The sequence below is a fragment of the Saprospiraceae bacterium genome (genome assembly GCA_026129545.1).
GTDB lineage: Bacteria > Bacteroidota > Bacteroidia > Chitinophagales > Saprospiraceae > M3007.
Window position 1 is genome coordinate 3614429 of sequence record JAHCHX010000001.1, and the last position, 17255, is coordinate 3631683.

Consider the following 17255-nt stretch of genomic DNA (forward strand, 5'->3'; position numbering starts at 1 on the left):
CCCGTGGCAAACGCATCAAATGGCACAAACCTCGGAGAGGTCAAACGTTGGTAGAAACGCCCCATTTTCGCGGTGTGTACGACCCCAGCGGGGTCGAATGTTGGAGACCTCTTTGCTGCGATAGACATTCGACCTCTCCGAGGTCGTGATAATTATCACAAAAACACACCATCTCTACCAACATTTGACCTCTCCGAGGTCGGTTGTATTTTGATGCGTTTGCCCTGACCCGCATGCCCGTTTCATCAAAATGAACCACATCGGAGGCCAAAACCGCCGTTTTGATTTGCTCCTCAATCGGCTCAAGGGCTTTGTATATGCCAGCGTTGGCCGTCAGGGCGGCGTTCTCGGATTCCCAATGCCTCCACCTTGGCAAGCAAGGCCATGACCAAATCCTTCAATACCGATATGTCATTCGATAACTTCATCAACCAGATTTGCTCGCTAAAACAGTTTTACATGGACTTGGGTTAGGTGCCTAAGTTTTTACAAAAAATTGTAAAAACTTAGCCAGCCTTAAAAACGATAGTTTTCCTATCAAAAGCGTTTGTCAGGTTCTGGAACACGTTCATTGAATGTTTGCGTAGAGTTGAGGTAAATGATTGTATGCGTGCATAGTGCTGCGCCCCTTTAAAGGTTTGGAAATTGGTGGCGACCTTTTGTTTGGTCTTCAGGCAACGGATGTCGCGCTCGGCTTGGTTGTTGGTGAACGGCACGTTTTGCTCAAAGGCAAAGGCAAGCCACTCGTCCCGGTGCTTGACCAGGCGATTGAGCAGGTTGCGTCCCTTCGAGTTTTTGGGCTTTCCTCTTTTGCCCTGTTTGGGGGGCGGCTCTTCCCTGTCGGCCGATTGGCAGATTTGCTCGAAGTGGTGCCGCCAAGTTTGAGGGTCGGCCACCGACCCGGTGCCCTTTGGCTGGCTTGGTAGAGTTGCAGGACAAACTGGTGCATTTGGGAGGCCCATTTTGAGCCGTTTTCCGCCAGATTGGTCAGTTCCGGAGCAGGTGCGTGCCACAGAGGGCGTGCTTGCACTGTTGAAAGTCAAAATAACTGCCCAGCAGTCGTGCACGCCCGCTTGGTGAAGTCCTTGAGCAGCGAGGCTTCGGATTCGAGCGCCTCCTTGCCCCGTTTTTTGTGGACGAACAGGTGGGTGAACAGCGCGGTCGAGGCGACGTGGAACCAGTGGAGTTTTTCTCCACCCGCATGCCCGTTTCATCAAAATGAACCACATCGGAGGCCAAAACCGCCGTTTTGATTTGTTCCTCAATCGGCTCAAGGGCTTGGTACATGCCAGCGTTGGCCGTCAGGGCGGTGCTTTCGTTGAACGAACAGCCCCACAGGTCGCCCATGAGTTGCTCGATTTTCTCCAGCGGCAGTTTGTAGTCGTTGTTCAACAGGACGCTCAGCGCCTTGATCCGGGAACCGTACTGCACAGGCTGGCCTACCTCGGGCGGAAAACAGCCCCAATGCTGCCTGCCACAACAGACCGCCACGCCCAACTGGTGCTCCGTGACCTCCATGCGGGGTGCGGGAATATCGAACACCGGCGCTTTTGGGGCCACTTCAACCACGTCGGCAGTGGAAAAATCCTTCGAACAGCAGGAGCAGGATGTGGCATGGTGCACCACAACGTGTCCACCGTGTCCACCATCTTGAGCGTCTTGCCTTTGTGGCCCAACTGGCCGCCGCTCTTTTTGGGCGGCTCTTTGGGAAGGCCCGGTTTCTTGGACAAACCATCTGACGACGGCGGCTTGTGACTGTTCTTGCTGTTCATCTTTAGGCGCGAACGCAATTCGGCAACTTCCGCCCGAAGGGCAGCATTCTCGGATTCCAGTGCCTCAACCTTGGCAAGCAAGACCATGACCAAATCCTTCAATACCGATATGTCATTCGATAACTCCATGAACCAGATGTATTCGCTAAAACAATTTTACATTGACTTGGGTTGGATGCCTAAGTTTTTACAAAAAATTTAGAGAGGAAGGCTGTTCAATCATTACAACCAGCAGGCTGAAAACGCCGATTTTGAGATTCATCATGCTCCTGTAAAAGTTATAGAAATGCTGGAGTCCGCCCTGAATGCCTTGAAGGAAGAAGTTGCCTATCTTAGGCAGCAGAACCAAATGCTCTTACAAGAATTCAGCAAGAAAACGCAGTGATAATGGATGGTGGGATGTTTTATAGTCAATGCAAACCAGCCCCGTCCGCTTCGCTTGGCTGGGCAAGCCCTTAAAATAGGTTCTGACAAAGGTGGTTTTGAACCAACGACGCTTCCAATCCTTTGAAAATCATACAAATCAATAAAGGGCATCCCTGCCTTGCCAACTGGTAGGTTCAAATCTTCCTTAATCTGGGCATCATCCTGCCGCCTTGGTGTTCTCTCCCCTCGCTCCGTCGCTTCTGCTTGGTGAAAACAAGCAAGCAGTACGAAAAGCAAACGTAGTACAACTCAGGCAATACCTATTTGAGAAGCCCTCCCCCGCCACCAGCCTGCCAGCCCAATTCCCGTCACCAAATCCCAAATCCCCCACCACGCCGCGATGAGCGCCATGCCGCCCAATCCATTGAAAAACTGGAAGATAAGCAAGAGGCCGAGCGCCGTGTTGTGTACGCCCGACTCGAAAGCGAGCGTACGACGGTCGAGTTCCGGGAGCTTGAACAAGCTGCCGAGAAAGTAGCCCGTGCCGAGCGCCACCACATTGTGGACAGCCACGATGACAAAGGCAAAACCGAGATAATTCACGAGGTTGTCGAGGTTGCCGAGCAAAGCCAGCGCGAGGATGGCGAAGAAAATCAAGAGCGAAATGCGCTGGGCCCAAGGGCGGATCTTTGCGATAAAAGCAGGGAAACGGGCGTGAAGCCACATCCCCAGCAAGAGGGGAAGCACAATGAGCCGCACGATTATCCACGCCATTTCCGAAAAACTGAGTTCAAACGATTTGCGCAGCGCCGCCGATTCGGGGACGAATTTTGACCAAAACAAAAAACCAGCTGGCGTGACGACGGTGGCCGACAAAATGATAATCGCGTTGAGCGTGACCGAGAGCGCCACATTGGCTTTGGCGAAATGCACGAGAAAATTCGTCATGTTGCCCGATGGGCACATACTCACCAAAATCATCCCCAGCGCCATGCTTACCGGCGGCTGAAAAAGGTAGATGATGCCGAGCGTAAGTACCGGGAAAACAAGATACTGTGCCAGCAAACCCACGCCGACCGACTTGGGAAACTCTGCCACTTTTTTGAAATCGCCCGGCTTCACGTCGAGCGCCACGCTGAACATCAGAAAAGCCATCGCGATGTTTAGCACGAACATTTGATTGGGGTTGAAATGGAGTTGGAGCGTATCAACAGGGTGCATAGGCTGAAGATAAGTTGGGTTTCCGGTTGATGATTGACGCTGTTTTTTTATGACGAATGCCCCCGGAGGCTTATTCCTCAAATTCAACTGGAGGCCCCGTTATCACGAGTGTCCATCCCGCTGTTTGCACCATGAATTGAATGAGCTCGAGCATCTCGTTGGCCTGTTCTTCGGCAGCATCCATCAATGGGCTTTTCATGGCTTGGTCCCGAATCAGTTTTTTTGCTTGTGCGTTGATATAGTTGTAGTCTTCGGGCTTGAACGAAGCAAACAGGCCCTGTGAAATGTCGTAATAATCCAAGGTGTGGTCTATGCTGAGTATTTGAGGGGCGGGCAACGCGCTCATGCGAATCGTCTTGGTGGCCGCATCGGCTTCCAGATTCAATTGCTCCAAGTCATAGCCCACCGAAACGGTCGCCCGCACTCGCACCAGCACCTTTTTGTCCCAAAGCATGGTGAAATAGCCTTGATATTCGCTGTAGTTGTAAATTTCCGAGAACTGCCCCTCCACCGTTATGAGCTTTGCCACTTTCTGAATCTTCTCCAACAATACGGTGGCATCTTCCACGGGCTTCTTCGCAGCAGGAACGAAATAGCGATAGGTGAGCCAACCGCCGATTAGAAGCCCCGCCACTAGCGTCACGATGAGAAAAATACCTCTTGTCATGGTTTGAGTAAAAAAAATGAGGCATCAAAGTTGGGGAAGTTTGCGCTTTCTTTGCCTGAAACTTTGAATTTTATGACCTTTCCAAACAAACACCTTGTGTTTTCAATATGTCAGAGCCAACGGATGTGGCTGCGGAACAAAAAAAATCCACTGCCCGTGGGGCTGCTGCTTTGGCTTCCCGTCTTGCTTGGTGCCCAAACCGACACGCTCCGACTTGTTTTCGCAGGCGACATCATGGGCCATGCGCCCCAAATAAAGAGTGCCGAAGTGGTAGCGGACAAAAAGTATGACTACACGCCTTGTTTCAAGTATGTGAAGCCGATTCTCGAGGCGGCTGATTTGGCCATCGGCAACCTTGAACTGACGCTGCCCGGCAAACCTCCCTACAATGGCTATCCCATGTTTCGCAGCCCCGACGACCTCGCCGCGGCACTCAAAGAAGCGGGCTTCGACCTGCTCGTGACGGCCAACAACCATTCCAACGACAGCCGGGGGGCGGGCTTGGTCAGCACCATCAACACCTTGCGCGAATTGGGATTTCACCAAACAGGCACTTTCAAAAATGCGACGGACCGGGCCTCGACTTACCCGCTTATGATGTATAAAAACAACTTGAAACTGGCTTTTCTCAACTATACTTACGACACCAATGGGGTGCCAACCGAAGCACCTACCATTGTCAATTTGATTGACACGGTGCAAATGGGCAAGGACTTGGCCGAAGCCCGCGCCCGCAAGCCTCACTTCATCATCGTCGTGATGCATTGGGGATTGGAGTATCAGCTAAAGGAAAACGATGAGCAACGACGTTTGGCCAAGTTTCTCATCCGCAACGGCGCGGACATGGTCATCGGCGCCCATCCACACGTCGTGCAACCCATCCGCACAGAGCGCGTCACCATGCCCGATGGTGCTGTCAAAGAAGCCTTGGTCGTTTATTCGCTGGGCAATTTTATCTCGAACCAACAGCGGCCGCACACGGACGGCGGCATTCTTTTCCAAGTGGATTTGTTGAAACAAAAAGGCTCGACCAAGGTGACGGTGAGCAACGCCGGCATCATCCCCATCTGGCGTTACGTCCACAAGCCCGCCAACGGCAAATCCACCTTCTACGCGCTTCCCGTCGCCCGTTTGGAGAAACATCCAGAACTATTTCCAAACATGGCCGAATCTGCTCGAGCCAAAATGAAGCAATTTGCCCAAGACCTTCGCGAGCGCATAGATTTTCCCGAAATCAAATAAGGAGGAGCATTACCTATACATACTGCTCGACTCAAGATACTCTAGCACCTGGTCGGGGACCAGATAACGCACCGATTTGCCCGACTTCAGGCAATCCCGAATGTAAGTGGCAGATATGTCGAGCATAGGAGCCTCGCAGACGCGGACACGCGGACGGGCTGCCAGCTCGCCCATTTCGACGGCAGGGCGCTTGTAAACGTAGATGTCGTAATGAGCAAGGATTTGCTCATGGTTTTTCCAAAGATGCAGGGTCGCCAGATTGTCGCCGCCCATGATGAGCGCGAAAGTGTGCGCTGGATATTTTTCTTTTAAAAACGTCAGGGTATCAATCGTGTATGATGGCTTGGGCAGGCCGAACTCGATGTTGGAAGCCTGCAAGCGAGGATTGTCGCCGATGCCCAAGCGGACAAGATGCAAGCGGTCGTGGTCGCGGGCGAGCGTTTTTTTGGGCTTGAACGGGTTCTGGGGGCTTACGACCAACCAAACCTTGTCCAAGTCAGTCTGTGTCGCCATGAAGTTGGCGATGATGAGATGCCCGATGTGGATGGGATTGAACGAGCCAAAGAACAAGCCGATTTTCATGCTCAGAACAGTATCGTTGGTACCGTGTTAGACCTTGATTCGATAGGATTTGTCAGTTCGCCATGCTCGCTCTCCTTGATTTTGAATAGATTGCGCTTTTTCCCATGCCCAAAACTTGGCGGCGCGAAGTATAGATGCGTCTACTTGCCGAGGCCCTTGTCTTCCTCTCCCACGCGATTGAGCAATGATTCCACGCGGTACATTTCGTCCACCGTGTCGTCGAGGAAAAATTCGAGCTCCGGCACGCGGCGCATCTGTTTGCCCGCTTTCGAGGCGAGCGCCTGCCGAATACGGGGGTAGTTGTCCTCCAATTGAAGAATGACCTCCTGCTTGTTCTCCGTACCATACACGCTGACATAAACTTTTGCGATGAGCAGGTCGGGGGTCATTTTTACGGCGGTGACGGTCACGAGTTTGTCGCGACCGTAGAAGTTGCTGCCCTCCTCGGCAAGCATCATCCCAAAGTAGCGCCGGAGCAATTCTCCTATTTGTTTCTGTCTAATGGATTCCATCTCTTCCTAATTTAAATGGGTGCAAGGTGGGTCGTAAACGGGATTTTCTCTCGAAAAGTGCCACAAAATTAAACCATTCCGAAACTAATTTTCCCAAACAGGGTTTATAGCGGGCAATTCCAAATTTTTGTTGGAAAAATTTTAAGCGCGGGTTGGAATTTCGCTCAACGCGATTTTATCTTTGCACCCGCTTTTTGGAAGACTCTTGGCTTAATTAGTAGAGCATCCCGATTTTTCACCGGGAGAATGATGGGGTCGGGCCAAAAGCCAACAAACATTTTTTAGATCTCGTAGCTCAGTCGGTAGAGCACTTGACTTTTAATCAAGGAGTCATGGGTTCGAGTCCCATCGAGATCACAATAGCTGAGCCATCCTGAATTTTCGGGATGGCTCAATTTTTTGTGTCTGGCATCTCATGGGGTAAGTGCTCGGATTTCTCACCTTCCCCTCCACAAAGTTCTTCACACCCAGCCCCCCTATTCCGACCGAAGGCTCTTCACAGGATTGGCGAGCGCCGCGCGAACACTTTGAAAGCTCACCGTGAAAAATGCGATAAGAATGGCGACCAAGCCTGCAAGGGCAAACATCCACCACTGAATATCAATACGGTAGGCAAAATCTTGCAACCATCTGTTCATCGCCCAATAGGCCAATGGGGACGCGATGACAAGCGCGACAAACACTAATTTGAGAAAATCGGTGGCCAAAAGACCTGTGATGCCCGTCACACTGGCCCCCAACACTTTTCGGATACCTATTTCTTTCGTGCGACGCTCGGCTGCGAAGGCCGCAAGACCAAACAACCCTAAGCAAGAAATCAGGATAGCAATACCCGTCAAACTGCCGACAAGCGATGCCATCTGGCGGTCCGCTTTGTAGTTTTTCTGAAAATCCTCGTCGAGAAACGAGTATTCAAAGGGTTCGCCCGGCACCAAGCGATTCCAAATGGGCTCAATTGATGCCAGCAAAGCAGATATATCCTCGGTATCTGCGCGAGCAATGAGATAATTGTGCCGAGAGTTGTCGCTCAAGTAAAACCCATAAGGTTCGATAGGCTCGTGGAGACTTTCAAAATGAAAATCTTTTGTCACCCCGATAATGTCCATACGGTACTCGCGGCCCTGCCAATTGAACATCACCTTTTCCCCGACGGCATCTTGTGGCGACGAAAAGCCAAGTTGTTTCACTGCCTGTTCATTCAGAATAATCCTGTCGGAAGTGTCATTGGGGAATTGCGCCGAAAAAAGCCGCCCGGCTGTAGATTGAATGCCGAGTGTTTGCAAAAAATCATAATCTACCCAATTGAGGCGGGTCGTCACCATTTGTTCCACTGTTTCGCCCTCCCTATACAAACCCATATCAGAGGGGTTCATTATGCCGGGATAAAACAGCGAGGCGCCTACCGAAGCGATTCGGCTGTCGCGTTGCAGCTCGACTTTCAATGGCTGATAGGCCGACACGGATGCGCTGCTCAAAAGCGGTATCACGATTTGTTGTTCTTTCTGAAAACCAAGGTCTTTGGACTGAAGGTATCGCATCTGCGAACCAATGACCAAAGAGGCCAGTATCAACCCTGAAGCAATGACAAACTGAAACACTACTAGCCCTTTGCGCAAAAATGCAGCCGAGAGGCTATTGGCAAACTTGCCTTTCAACACTTCCACAGGCTTGAACGAAGACAAGTAAAAAGCCGGATAAATGCCAGCCACCAAACCCGTCGCCAAAGCCAGCGCAAGAAACCCGCCATATAACCCCGCGTTTTGGGAAAATGAAAGCGACAATTGCCGTTCTGCCAAGTGATTAAAAAACGGCAAAACCATCCACGCCAGCGCAAAAGCCAACATGAGCGAAGCCACCGCGAGCAGCACCGATTCGCTCAAAAATTGGCGGATGAGCGACGATTGGCTCGCCCCGATGGATTTTCGCACCCCGACCTCACTCGCACGTCGCGCAGAGCGAGCAGTGGAGAGATTCATGAAATTGACGCAAGCAATCAGCAGCGTGAACAACGCAATAGACCCCAATATGTACAGATAGGTCTTGCTTCCTCCTTTGCCGACACCCGAAAGATGGACATCGGGCACTGCCACCAGAAATTGCTCTTTCCCAAACCCGCGCGCCTTCAAGTCATCTTTCATGTGCCGCTCCACAAATGCCGGTAGTTTGGCTTCCAAAGCCTTACCATCGGAGCCGGGCCGCAGTTTTAAATAGGTGTAGAACATATTATTGGTAGCCAAGTCGGTCGTGTTTTTCAAAAACTGCCCCATCCCACCCGAATAAAGTGACATAAAAAAGCGGCCATCAAGATGCGTGGGCAAGGTGGGTTGTCGAAACACGCCCGTCACCCGGAAATCCAAATCCCCCTCTTCAAAAAAACTGTTGCTGATGCGCACGATGCGGCCAGATGCTGGTTCTTGACCAAATAATTTTCGCGCGATGTCCTCACTCAGCACCACCGACTGTGGTTCCACGAGCGCCTTTGCGGGATGGCCCTCCACAAATTCGTACTTGAACAAATCAAAATAGGTGGAGTCGACAAAATAGCCCTTAGGCTCATTGAAAGCTTTTATCACCAAGCCATTTTCCATGGCACGCAACAATGTCTTGTCACGGTCGAACACCATAACCGTCCTTGCCGTTTGCTCTATTTCGGGAAATGCCCGTTGCAACGCGGCAGCCAACGGAGCGGGCGTATTGAACGTTGGATGATTTTTATCTTCACCTTTGGAGAGGCTGGTGAATGTGGTGCCAACCCGAAACAAGTCATGAGCTCGTTCGTGATGGCGGTCGTAGTGCGTTTCGTGATAAACGTAAAGTGCAATCAACATACAGCAAGCCAACCCAACGGCCAGCCCAGTGATATTGAGCAATGAAAAAAACTTGTTTTTGCGGAGATTGCGGAGCGCGGTGGTAAGATAGTTTTGAATCATGGCGTGGCCGCTGCTTGTTCAAGCGGCAAGGTAGTGCCGCACAGCTTGTGCCGCAATGATTTGCCATTGATTTACACGGCGTTACGACCAGCGCAATCGCAAAAAAATGTCCGATTCCGAACGGTTGGGTGTGCGGTGGCGAACAATGAAAAGGAACGTTGAGAAAGCCTCGCAATGACACCCCCGCACATGGTATCTTTGCCTGTCATTCGTCTCAAACATGGAACAAAACCCAATTGCTTGGCCGAAGATACTCATCGGCGTTGGCTTGGCGCTCGTAGCGGTTGGCCTACTGGCATGGGCACTGCAAGGCAGGCTCAACTGGTTGGGGCGCTTGCCGGGCGACATTCGTGTGGAACGCGAACACTTCAGGTTCTACTTCCCCGTCACGACGTTGATATTGTTGAGCCTGTTGCTGAATCTGCTTGTATGGGCGTTTCGCAAATTTTTGCAATGAACAACTCATTGACAAAAAAGGCAAACCCTCGCACAATCTGGGTCGCTCGCATTTGTTTGTTGGATTTCCCTACATTTGCCCAATCTGCCGCTTTACCTTTTCCGCAATCACACTGCCAATGAACGTACCGATAAAAGAAGAAAATGGCTTCCGATACATCGAATCGGGCACATCCGGCGAAACCCTCATGCTGTTGCATGGGCTTTTCGGCGCGTTGAGCAATTTTGAAGGTATCATCAAACGGTTCTCCAATCAGTATAACGTCGTCGTGCCGATTTTGCCCATATATGAAATGCCGATTTTCGAGGTGTCGGTGATGGGATTGGTTGACTTCGTGACCAAATTCGTCAACTATAAAGGCTACGGCAAAGTGCATTTGCTTGGCAATTCATTGGGAGGACACATCGCGCTGCTCTACGCGCTGGCACATCCAGAACACATTGCCTCCATCACTTTGACCGGGAGCTCGGGTTTGTTTGAGAGCGCCTTTGGCACCGCCTTCCCAAAGCGAGGCGACTACGAATATATTCGGAAAAAAACAGCCGACACGTTCTACGACCCCGCAGTGGCCAGCAAGGAATTGGTGGACGAAGTGTTCGGCATCGTGAACGACCGCAACAAAGCCATCCGGGTGGTGGCTACTGCCAAATCCGCCGTGCGGCACAATCTCGGCGACAAATTGCACAAAATAAAGGCTCCCACACTCCTGATTTGGGGCAAGCAAGACAACGTGACCCCACCCTTCGTGGGCGAAAAATTCCACGAACTGATTGAGGATTCCCGCCTCTACTTCCTTGAAGAGTGCGGCCATGCGCCCATGATGGAAAAACCGGAGGAGTTCAACACCATCTTGGAAAACTTCCTCAAAGAAGTCGCCACCGGGCAGCCAGTGTCGCCTGTCAGTCACTAACGGGTTGATAAGAGTTGATAAAGGCTGATAATCAACCCTCATCAACCTTTATCGACCCCTCATCAATTTTAGGGAAAGCACGTCCTCACGCTATCTGCTCCAGCAATTTTCGCATATCGGTTCGCTCCGACACGATGCGAGCCACTTCGCCGATATGCACACGCTCCTGTTGCATGGAGTCGCGTTCGCGGATGGTCACCGTGTCGTTCTCCAGCGTTTCAAAATCAATGGTGATGCAATAAGGAGTGCCGATAGCATCCTGACGGCGGTAGCGACGGCCGACGGCATCTTTCTCGTCGTACTGGCAGAGGAAATGAAATTTCAAGCGGTCGTGAATAGCGCGTGCTTTTTCTACCAATTCTTCCTTGTTTTTCAACAAAGGCAACACGGCGCACTTCACGGGCGCGAGCGCCGGATGGATTTTCAACACGGTGCGGGCGCTGTCTTCGCCTTGGGCATCTGGCACAGTTTCCTCCATCAGGGCATTGGAAAGCACGGCGAGGAACATACGGTCGCAGCCCACTGAAGTCTCCACCACATAAGGAATGTAGTGTTCGTTCAGCTCAGGGTCAAAGAATTGCATTTTTTTGCCCGATAGTTGCGAATGACTGGCGAGGTCGAAATCGGTGCGCGAGTGAATGCCTTCGAGCTCTTTGAAGCCGAAGGGGAATTCAAATTGGATATCCACCGCAGCGTTGGCATAGTGCGCCAAATTGTCGTGGTCCTTGAAACGCAATTTTTCGGCAGGCGTGATGGCGCGGTGCCAAGCCATGCGGCGTTCCTTCCACTTGTGATACCACTCCATTTCGGTGCCGGGTCGCACGAAGTACTGCATTTCCATCTGCTCAAATTCCCTCATGCGGAAGATGAACTGCCGCGCCACTATTTCGTTGCGGAACGCCTTGCCGATTTGGGCGATGCCGAAAGGAATTTTTTGCCGCGTGGTTTTTTGCACATTCAGAAAGTTGACAAAAATGCCCTGTGCCGTTTCCGGTCGGAGGTATAGTTTGCCATCGTCGCCGCCGATGTTCGACATTTGGGTCGAGAACATCAGGTTGAATTGCCGCACCTCCGTCCAGTTGCGCGAACCCGTGTCGGGTTCCGCTATTTCAAGTTCGTCAATCAAGGCTTTCAAGTCGGCCATGTCGTTGGTTTTCAGGGCGTCGGCAAGGCGTTTTTCCACGTCGGCGGCCTTTTGGGTATATTCCAGCACGCGAGGATTGGTTTCGCGGAACAGTTTTTCGTTGAAGCTTTCTCCGAAGCGTTTGGCCGCTTTCTCCACCTCCTTGTCGGCTTTGGCGAGCATCTTGTCAATCTCGGTTTCAATCAAGACATCAGCGCGGAATCGTTTTTTCGAGTCCTTGTTGTCCACCAGCGGGTCGTTGAAAGCATCCACATGGCCGCTTGCCTTCCAGATGAGCGGGTGCATAAAAATAGCCGAGTCAATGCCCGTGATGTTCTCGTGCATCTGCACCATCGCCCGCCACCAATATTCCTTGATGTTGTTTTTCAACTCCACGCCCATGGGGCCGTAGTCGTACACGCCGTTCAGACCGTCGTACACTTCCGAAGAGGGATAAATAAAGCCGTATTCCTTGCTGTGCGATACGATGCGCTTGAATAAATCTTCCTGCATTTTGGTAATGTGATAATGGGTTAATGAGAGAATGTGACAATTGGGCGGCGGCTTGCCTTTTTCAAAAACTTCGCCACTTTGGTCAAAAAACGGCGCAAAGGTGGGGAAAAGGGTGGACTTGGTGAAATGCGTCTGAAAAGTTGAACTCGGAGCCGACGCAGCTATCAAAATGTACCTCAATTTTCGCCAGAGGTTTTCAAATTCAGAAAAAATCGACCTCCCTCATATTGCTCGAACTATTTTTGTCAGTAAAAACGCCGCATTATGAATCGAATACTCTTCCTCACAATAACAGTAGGGCTTATCACCACAGCATCGCTTCGAGCACAAACCCCCGAACGCCACGCACGGGTCGAAATATCGCTCGTTGGCAAAGACGTGAACGACCTTGCGGCGCTTGGCATCGAGGCCGACCATGGCCAATGGTTGTCGGGGCGCTCGCTCGTCACCGAACTCTCCGAGAGCGAAATCGCACTCGTGCAAAATGCCGGCTTCCAACTCACCACGCTCATTCCTGACTTGCAAACATGGCTTCGTGAGCGCGACAAAAACGCCCCCGTCGTCTCGCGCAACGAATTTTGCCCAAGTGGCGGGGCCGCCTACCCGACCCCGCTCAACTACACCTACGGCACCATGGCGGGATACCATACCTACGCCCAAATGCTCGATGTGCTCGACGACATGGCGGCCAAATTCCCCCACCTTATCACCGTCAAAAAACCGATTAGCGACACGATTGTGACGTGGGAAGGGCGGCCCATCTGGTATGTCAAAATCTCGGACAACCCGAACGCCAACGAGGGCGAAAAGCAAGTGCTTTATACATCGCTGCATCACGCGCGCGAACCCAACAGCGCCTCGCAGATGATTTTTTATATGTGGTATTTGTTGGAAAACTATGCCTCCGACCCTCTGATTCAATACATCGTGAACAACCTCGAGTTGCACTTCATCCCATGCGTGAACCCCGACGGCTATGTCTATAACGAGACGACCAATCCCGATGGCTATGGCTTCTGGCGAAAAAACCGTCGCAACAACGGCGACGGCACCTTCGGCGTGGATTTGAACCGAAACTATGGCTATTTCTGGGGCAACGACAACAGCGGCTCCTCCCCCGTCACCAACTCGCAGACCTATCGAGGCCCGTCGCCTTTTTCCGAGCCGGAAACCCGCGCGATGCGCGACTTTTGCCTCGAACACGATTTCCTATTTGCCTTCAATTACCACACTTTCAGCAACTTGCTGATATACCCATGGGCCTACAATGACACCCCGGCTGACTCTTCACTGATTAAGTACGCCCAACTTTTCACGCGAGAAAACAATTATGTGTACGGCACAACCAGCCAAACCGTAGGCTACCCCGTGAACGGCAGCTCCGATGATTGGATGTACGCACAAGCCGGGGCGCTGTCATACACACCAGAGGTGGGTAAAACGGGTTTTTGGCCTTCGTTTGGAGAAATTGACAACCTGAACAGAGAAAATGTGTGGCCCAACCTCTCCATGGCCTTGTGCGCATTGCGCTTCGCGGACATATCCGATTTGAACGAAACGTTCGTGTACCCAACCACCAGCCAAATGTCTTTCGGCATCAGGCGCTATGGGATGGAAGATGGCCCTTTCACGGTGAAACTGGAGCCCCTCTCCGCAGGCATCACATCGCCGAGCGCCACCCAAGTGTTTGACCTGCAAGTATTTGAATCGGCCAATTTTAACTTCCAAGTCGCGTTTGCCAGCAATGTGCCCACAGGCACCGAATTGCTTTTTTTGCTGGAAACAAGCAGTGGGAATTTTGTGAAAAAAGACACCCTGCGCAAGATATTCATCGCCAACAGCGACAACCTCGCCCTTCTGTACGAGAATTCCTGCGACGATTTTCTGGGCTGGCTCGGCACTTTTGATATCACGACCGAGACCTTCGTCTCCCCGCCAGCCAGCTTCACCGATTCTCCCAACGCACCCTATCCCCCCAACTTTACCGCCTTTCATTATTTTGAGGACGCGGTCTTGATACCCGATAGCGTGATATTTGCCCAACTGCGTTTTTTTGCTCGATGGGACATTGAGCCTCGCTTCGATTACGCACAAGTGCTTGCGCTGGACGAGGCTTTTGAGACAACCCCGCTCTGCGGCATCTACACGAAGGCAGGAGCAGGCACCCCCCAGCCCGATAACGAACCTATTTACGACGGCTTGCAGCTTGATTGGGTGGAAGAACGCATCAACCTGTCCGATTTTGTCGGGAAGCCCATTCGGATTGGATTCATCCTACAGTCCAACGGATTCATCGAAGGCGATGGACTTTACTTCGACGATGTTCGCATCGAATATCTCAGTGCGTCTTCTTCTGCACCTATCGTGCAAACGCTTCTCGATTTTCAGCTGATGCAAAATCAGCCCAATCCCTCTTCGGGCGCCACGCTTATCCGGTGGGAGGCACGCGAGCAAAATGTTTCGGACGAGGGCTTGTTGTTGGTATTCAATGTGTTGGGAGAAAAAGTATATGAGCGAACAGTCAATCTCAAACACGAAAACCAAGCACGGCTCGACACCCGCACTTGGCCTCCCGGCCTTTACACTTACCTGTTGCGCACTGCCGAAGGGCAAACACAGCCCTTCAAGATGACGGTAGCGCGTTAGAGAACCGTATTGAATGCGACAGTTTCTATGCAATTTCGCCCAACATGAGTTTGCGCTGGAGAGCCATGTCGCCTTTTTTCACGAAAGTAATGGGCACGAACTCGTCCGTCGGCGCGCCGATGTAGTAGAGCGACCAGTCGTCATCGTAGCGCGACAGCATCTGGCGAATGCACTCGGCCCGGTCAATCTGCGGGATGGCGCAATCCTCCCAATAAAAAAGCTCCACGCGGTAGTGGAGTTGCTGTTTCAGGCCATTGATGGTGACTTCGATTTCGATGTCCTGCTTGCCGGGCAGATTGGGAATGGGAACAGCAATGTAAGCCATAAGTCGAACGATTCTTTCACATTGAAGCCGCTATCGGCGTGCCATATTTTCTTTTTGCTGAAAACCAGCCTTTTGTGAATTGGCACATCCCGCAGTAAAGTACGAATTTGAACATCGTTGCTCGGTTTTGAACAATTGGCCGGATAAACGTTTCTTTGGGCGATATTCAAATAAAAAGAAAACGCCTCTCGGTTGGGCAATCAAATCAGAACCAAACTTGTCTTTGGGCGGCATTCGTCGCATCCAACTTTTATCATGTCCAAACGCCCCCTTATCGGTCTGACAATCTACTTTGCTCTATGCGCAAACACAGTGCTCGCGCAGTCCGTGGCCGAATTGGAAAATCGCCTGCGCAACGCCTCCAACAAGGAAGAACGCTGGAAAATCACCTACTCCCTTGCTCGAAACCTGCTCAGCGCCGCGCCTGACCGCGCCGCCGGCTATGCGCAAGATGCGCTCTCGCTCTCGCTGGAAATGCAGGACAAGCGCCGCGAAGCAGAGGCGGCGCTGGTGGCTGCCGACATTGCTTGGCGCGAGCACCGTGCCAAAGAAGCAGCCAAGTACTACGCGCAGGCCAAAGACGCGGCAGTATCCGCCGCCATGCCAGACGTGGCCTTAGAGACGGTCGAAAAGCTACAGGAAATCGCCCTCTCACAGCAAGATTTCAAGACTGCTTTTGAAAGGGGGCAAGAACGCACACGCCTGATGCAGGAAAAAAACAGGCGGCTGGCCGAACAACAAGCGCGTGAACAAGCTGCCTCCAATGCAGCACTTTTGGAAGAAAAAAAGCGCGAAAACCGTATTCTCATGGGCCTACTCGCTGGGTTCGTATTGATATTGACCGTGCTTTACTACGCCCGCCAACGCTCCAATCGCCGCATTCGCGGCGAAATGGCCGAAAAAAACGCCATGATAGAGGAAAAGCGCCGCCGAAGCGAGCAACTCCTGCTCAACATTTTGCCTCCTGCCGTCGCTGCCGAATTGACGGTGCGCAACAAAGTGGCCGCTCGCCGCTACGAACGCGCCACCGTCATGTTCATTGATTTTGTCGGCTTCACGAAAGCAGCCGAGCGACTGGAGCCGGAGGTGTTGGTGGCGGAGTTGGACTACTGTTTCTCCAAGTTCGATGATATGATTGGCCGCAACCGCATCGAGAAAATCAAGACCGTGGGCGATGCCTACATCTGTGCAAGTGGCCTTTCTGACCGCAACGAACGGCCCGTGGATATGATACGGGTAGCCTTGCAGATTCAGGATTTTTTGCAAAAACTAAAAGAAAAACGGGAACTGGAAGGTCGTCCCTCATTTGAGGCTCGCATCGGCATTCATTTTGGCCCGGTAGTGGCTGGCGTGGTCGGCACCAAAAAATTCGCCTACGATATTTGGGGCGACGCGGTGAATATCGCCGCTCGCATGGAAGAAGCCTGCGAACCGGGGCGAGTCAATGTGAGCGGGGCGGCACAAGCGGCGGCTCAGGATGATTTTCAGTGGGAATATCGCGGCAAAATCGCCACCAAGAACAAGTTGGAAATGGATATGTACTACGCCCTCACGCCAGCGGCTTTAAAATTATCTTAATTCTGTCAAAACCAGTGTATTGCAGTGTCGCCCGGTCTAATTTTAAGGCGAATTTTTGTGACGACTTAGGCAGGGGCAGCGCCCCGGGGAATGTGTTGTGCGGCCCAAGCCTGAGCATCAACCGAATCTTTTTAAAACGCCCATTCGACATGAAGTACATTTTCACGACACTCGCCGCGCTAATCATTGGAACTGGATGTGTGCGGCGCCCCATCGAAACGACAAGACCCGACAACAACGCCACCTACTCGGTGCAATATCTTTTTGAACACGACGGATGCAGGGTCTATCGCTTCATAGACAGAGGGCAATTCGTGTACTTTACCAATTGCAAGGGCGAAACCATCAGCATGAGCGACAGCACGGGGGTGCGCAACACGACCAACATCAAGAGCGGAAACAGATGATGCA

17 protein-coding genes and 1 tRNA gene are annotated in these 17255 nt (G+C 51.9%); 7 read left to right on the forward strand and 11 right to left on the reverse strand.

Going from position 1 to position 17255, the window contains the following annotated elements:
* Positions 1-40: 40 nt before the first annotated feature.
* The 5 genes from KIS77_14110 to KIS77_14130 form a co-directional block, all read right to left on the reverse strand.
* Positions 41-376, reverse strand: coding sequence for a transposase (locus KIS77_14110; protein MCW5923474.1), 336 nt, complete (start codon positions 374-376; stop codon positions 41-43).
* A 130-nt stretch (positions 377-506) separates the two neighbouring features.
* Complete coding sequence (locus KIS77_14115; protein MCW5923475.1) at positions 507-962, reverse strand: transposase; 456 nt, start codon at positions 960-962, stop codon at positions 507-509.
* A gap of 25 nt (positions 963-987) precedes the next feature.
* Positions 988-1626, reverse strand: coding sequence for a transposase (locus KIS77_14120; protein MCW5923476.1), 639 nt, complete (start codon positions 1624-1626; stop codon positions 988-990).
* Positions 1627-2447: 821 nt separating this feature from the next.
* Positions 2448-3359, reverse strand: a complete 912-nt coding sequence (locus KIS77_14125; protein MCW5923477.1) for a bile acid:sodium symporter family protein — start codon at positions 3357-3359, stop codon at positions 2448-2450.
* Between the two features lie 70 nt (positions 3360-3429).
* A complete protein-coding gene (locus tag KIS77_14130; protein MCW5923478.1) occupies positions 3430-4026 on the reverse strand; it encodes a DUF4230 domain-containing protein in 597 nt (198 codons plus the stop codon).
* Between the two features lie 72 nt (positions 4027-4098).
* Between KIS77_14130 and KIS77_14135 the strand changes: the two genes are divergently transcribed.
* Positions 4099-5268, forward strand: a complete 1170-nt coding sequence (locus tag KIS77_14135) for a CapA family protein (protein MCW5923479.1) — start codon at positions 4099-4101, stop codon at positions 5266-5268.
* 9 nt (positions 5269-5277) lie between these two features.
* On the opposite strand, the gene KIS77_14140 is transcribed toward KIS77_14135, so the two are convergent.
* Together KIS77_14140 and rbfA are read right to left on the reverse strand one after the other, a co-directional pair.
* Entirely contained in the window at positions 5278-5850 is a 573-nt protein-coding gene (locus tag KIS77_14140) for a nicotinate-nucleotide adenylyltransferase (protein MCW5923480.1), read from the reverse strand.
* Positions 5851-5990: 140 nt separating this feature from the next.
* Positions 5991-6362 (reverse strand): 30S ribosome-binding factor RbfA, encoded by a 372-nt coding sequence (gene rbfA / locus KIS77_14145; GenBank protein ID MCW5923481.1) that lies wholly within the window; start codon positions 6360-6362, stop codon positions 5991-5993.
* A 284-nt stretch (positions 6363-6646) separates the two neighbouring features.
* On the opposite strand from rbfA, the gene KIS77_14150 reads away from it, so the two are divergent.
* Positions 6647-6719 (forward strand) — tRNA-Lys (locus KIS77_14150).
* 119 nt (positions 6720-6838) lie between these two features.
* Here KIS77_14150 and KIS77_14155 read toward each other — a convergent pair.
* A complete protein-coding gene (locus tag KIS77_14155) occupies positions 6839-9292 on the reverse strand; it encodes an ABC transporter permease (GenBank protein ID MCW5923482.1) in 2454 nt (817 codons plus the stop codon).
* 220 nt (positions 9293-9512) lie between these two features.
* Here KIS77_14155 and KIS77_14160 point away from each other — a divergent pair, with 220 nt between their 5' ends.
* Both KIS77_14160 and KIS77_14165 read left to right on the forward strand, forming a co-directional pair.
* Positions 9513-9749, forward strand: a complete 237-nt coding sequence (locus tag KIS77_14160; GenBank protein MCW5923483.1) for a DUF2905 domain-containing protein — start codon at positions 9513-9515, stop codon at positions 9747-9749.
* A gap of 118 nt (positions 9750-9867) precedes the next feature.
* Positions 9868-10659 (forward strand): alpha/beta hydrolase, encoded by a 792-nt coding sequence (locus KIS77_14165; protein MCW5923484.1) that lies wholly within the window; start codon positions 9868-9870, stop codon positions 10657-10659.
* An 85-nt stretch (positions 10660-10744) separates the two neighbouring features.
* Here the strand turns inward: KIS77_14165 and KIS77_14170 are convergent, their stop codons facing one another.
* Positions 10745-12295 (reverse strand): glycine--tRNA ligase, encoded by a 1551-nt coding sequence (locus KIS77_14170; GenBank protein ID MCW5923485.1) that lies wholly within the window; start codon positions 12293-12295, stop codon positions 10745-10747.
* Between the two features lie 264 nt (positions 12296-12559).
* Between KIS77_14170 and KIS77_14175 the strand changes: the two genes are divergently transcribed.
* A complete protein-coding gene (locus KIS77_14175) occupies positions 12560-14941 on the forward strand; it encodes an immune inhibitor A (protein MCW5923486.1) in 2382 nt (793 codons plus the stop codon).
* 25 nt (positions 14942-14966) lie between these two features.
* Here KIS77_14175 and KIS77_14180 read toward each other — a convergent pair whose 3' ends face one another.
* Positions 14967-15266 carry a hypothetical protein gene (locus tag KIS77_14180; GenBank protein MCW5923487.1) on the reverse strand — a complete coding sequence of 100 codons (300 nt, stop codon included), beginning with the start codon at positions 15264-15266 and terminating at the stop codon, positions 14967-14969.
* Between the two features lie 30 nt (positions 15267-15296).
* Positions 15297-15500, reverse strand: coding sequence for a hypothetical protein (locus tag KIS77_14185; GenBank protein MCW5923488.1), 204 nt, complete (start codon positions 15498-15500; stop codon positions 15297-15299).
* Positions 15501-15521: 21 nt separating this feature from the next.
* Between KIS77_14185 and KIS77_14190 the strand changes: the two genes are divergently transcribed.
* A complete protein-coding gene (locus tag KIS77_14190; protein ID MCW5923489.1) occupies positions 15522-16844 on the forward strand; it encodes a hypothetical protein in 1323 nt (440 codons plus the stop codon).
* 149 nt (positions 16845-16993) lie between these two features.
* Positions 16994-17251 carry a DUF4884 domain-containing protein gene (locus KIS77_14195; GenBank protein MCW5923490.1) on the forward strand — a complete coding sequence of 86 codons (258 nt, stop codon included), beginning with the start codon at positions 16994-16996 and terminating at the stop codon, positions 17249-17251.
* Positions 17252-17255 lie beyond the last annotated feature (4 nt).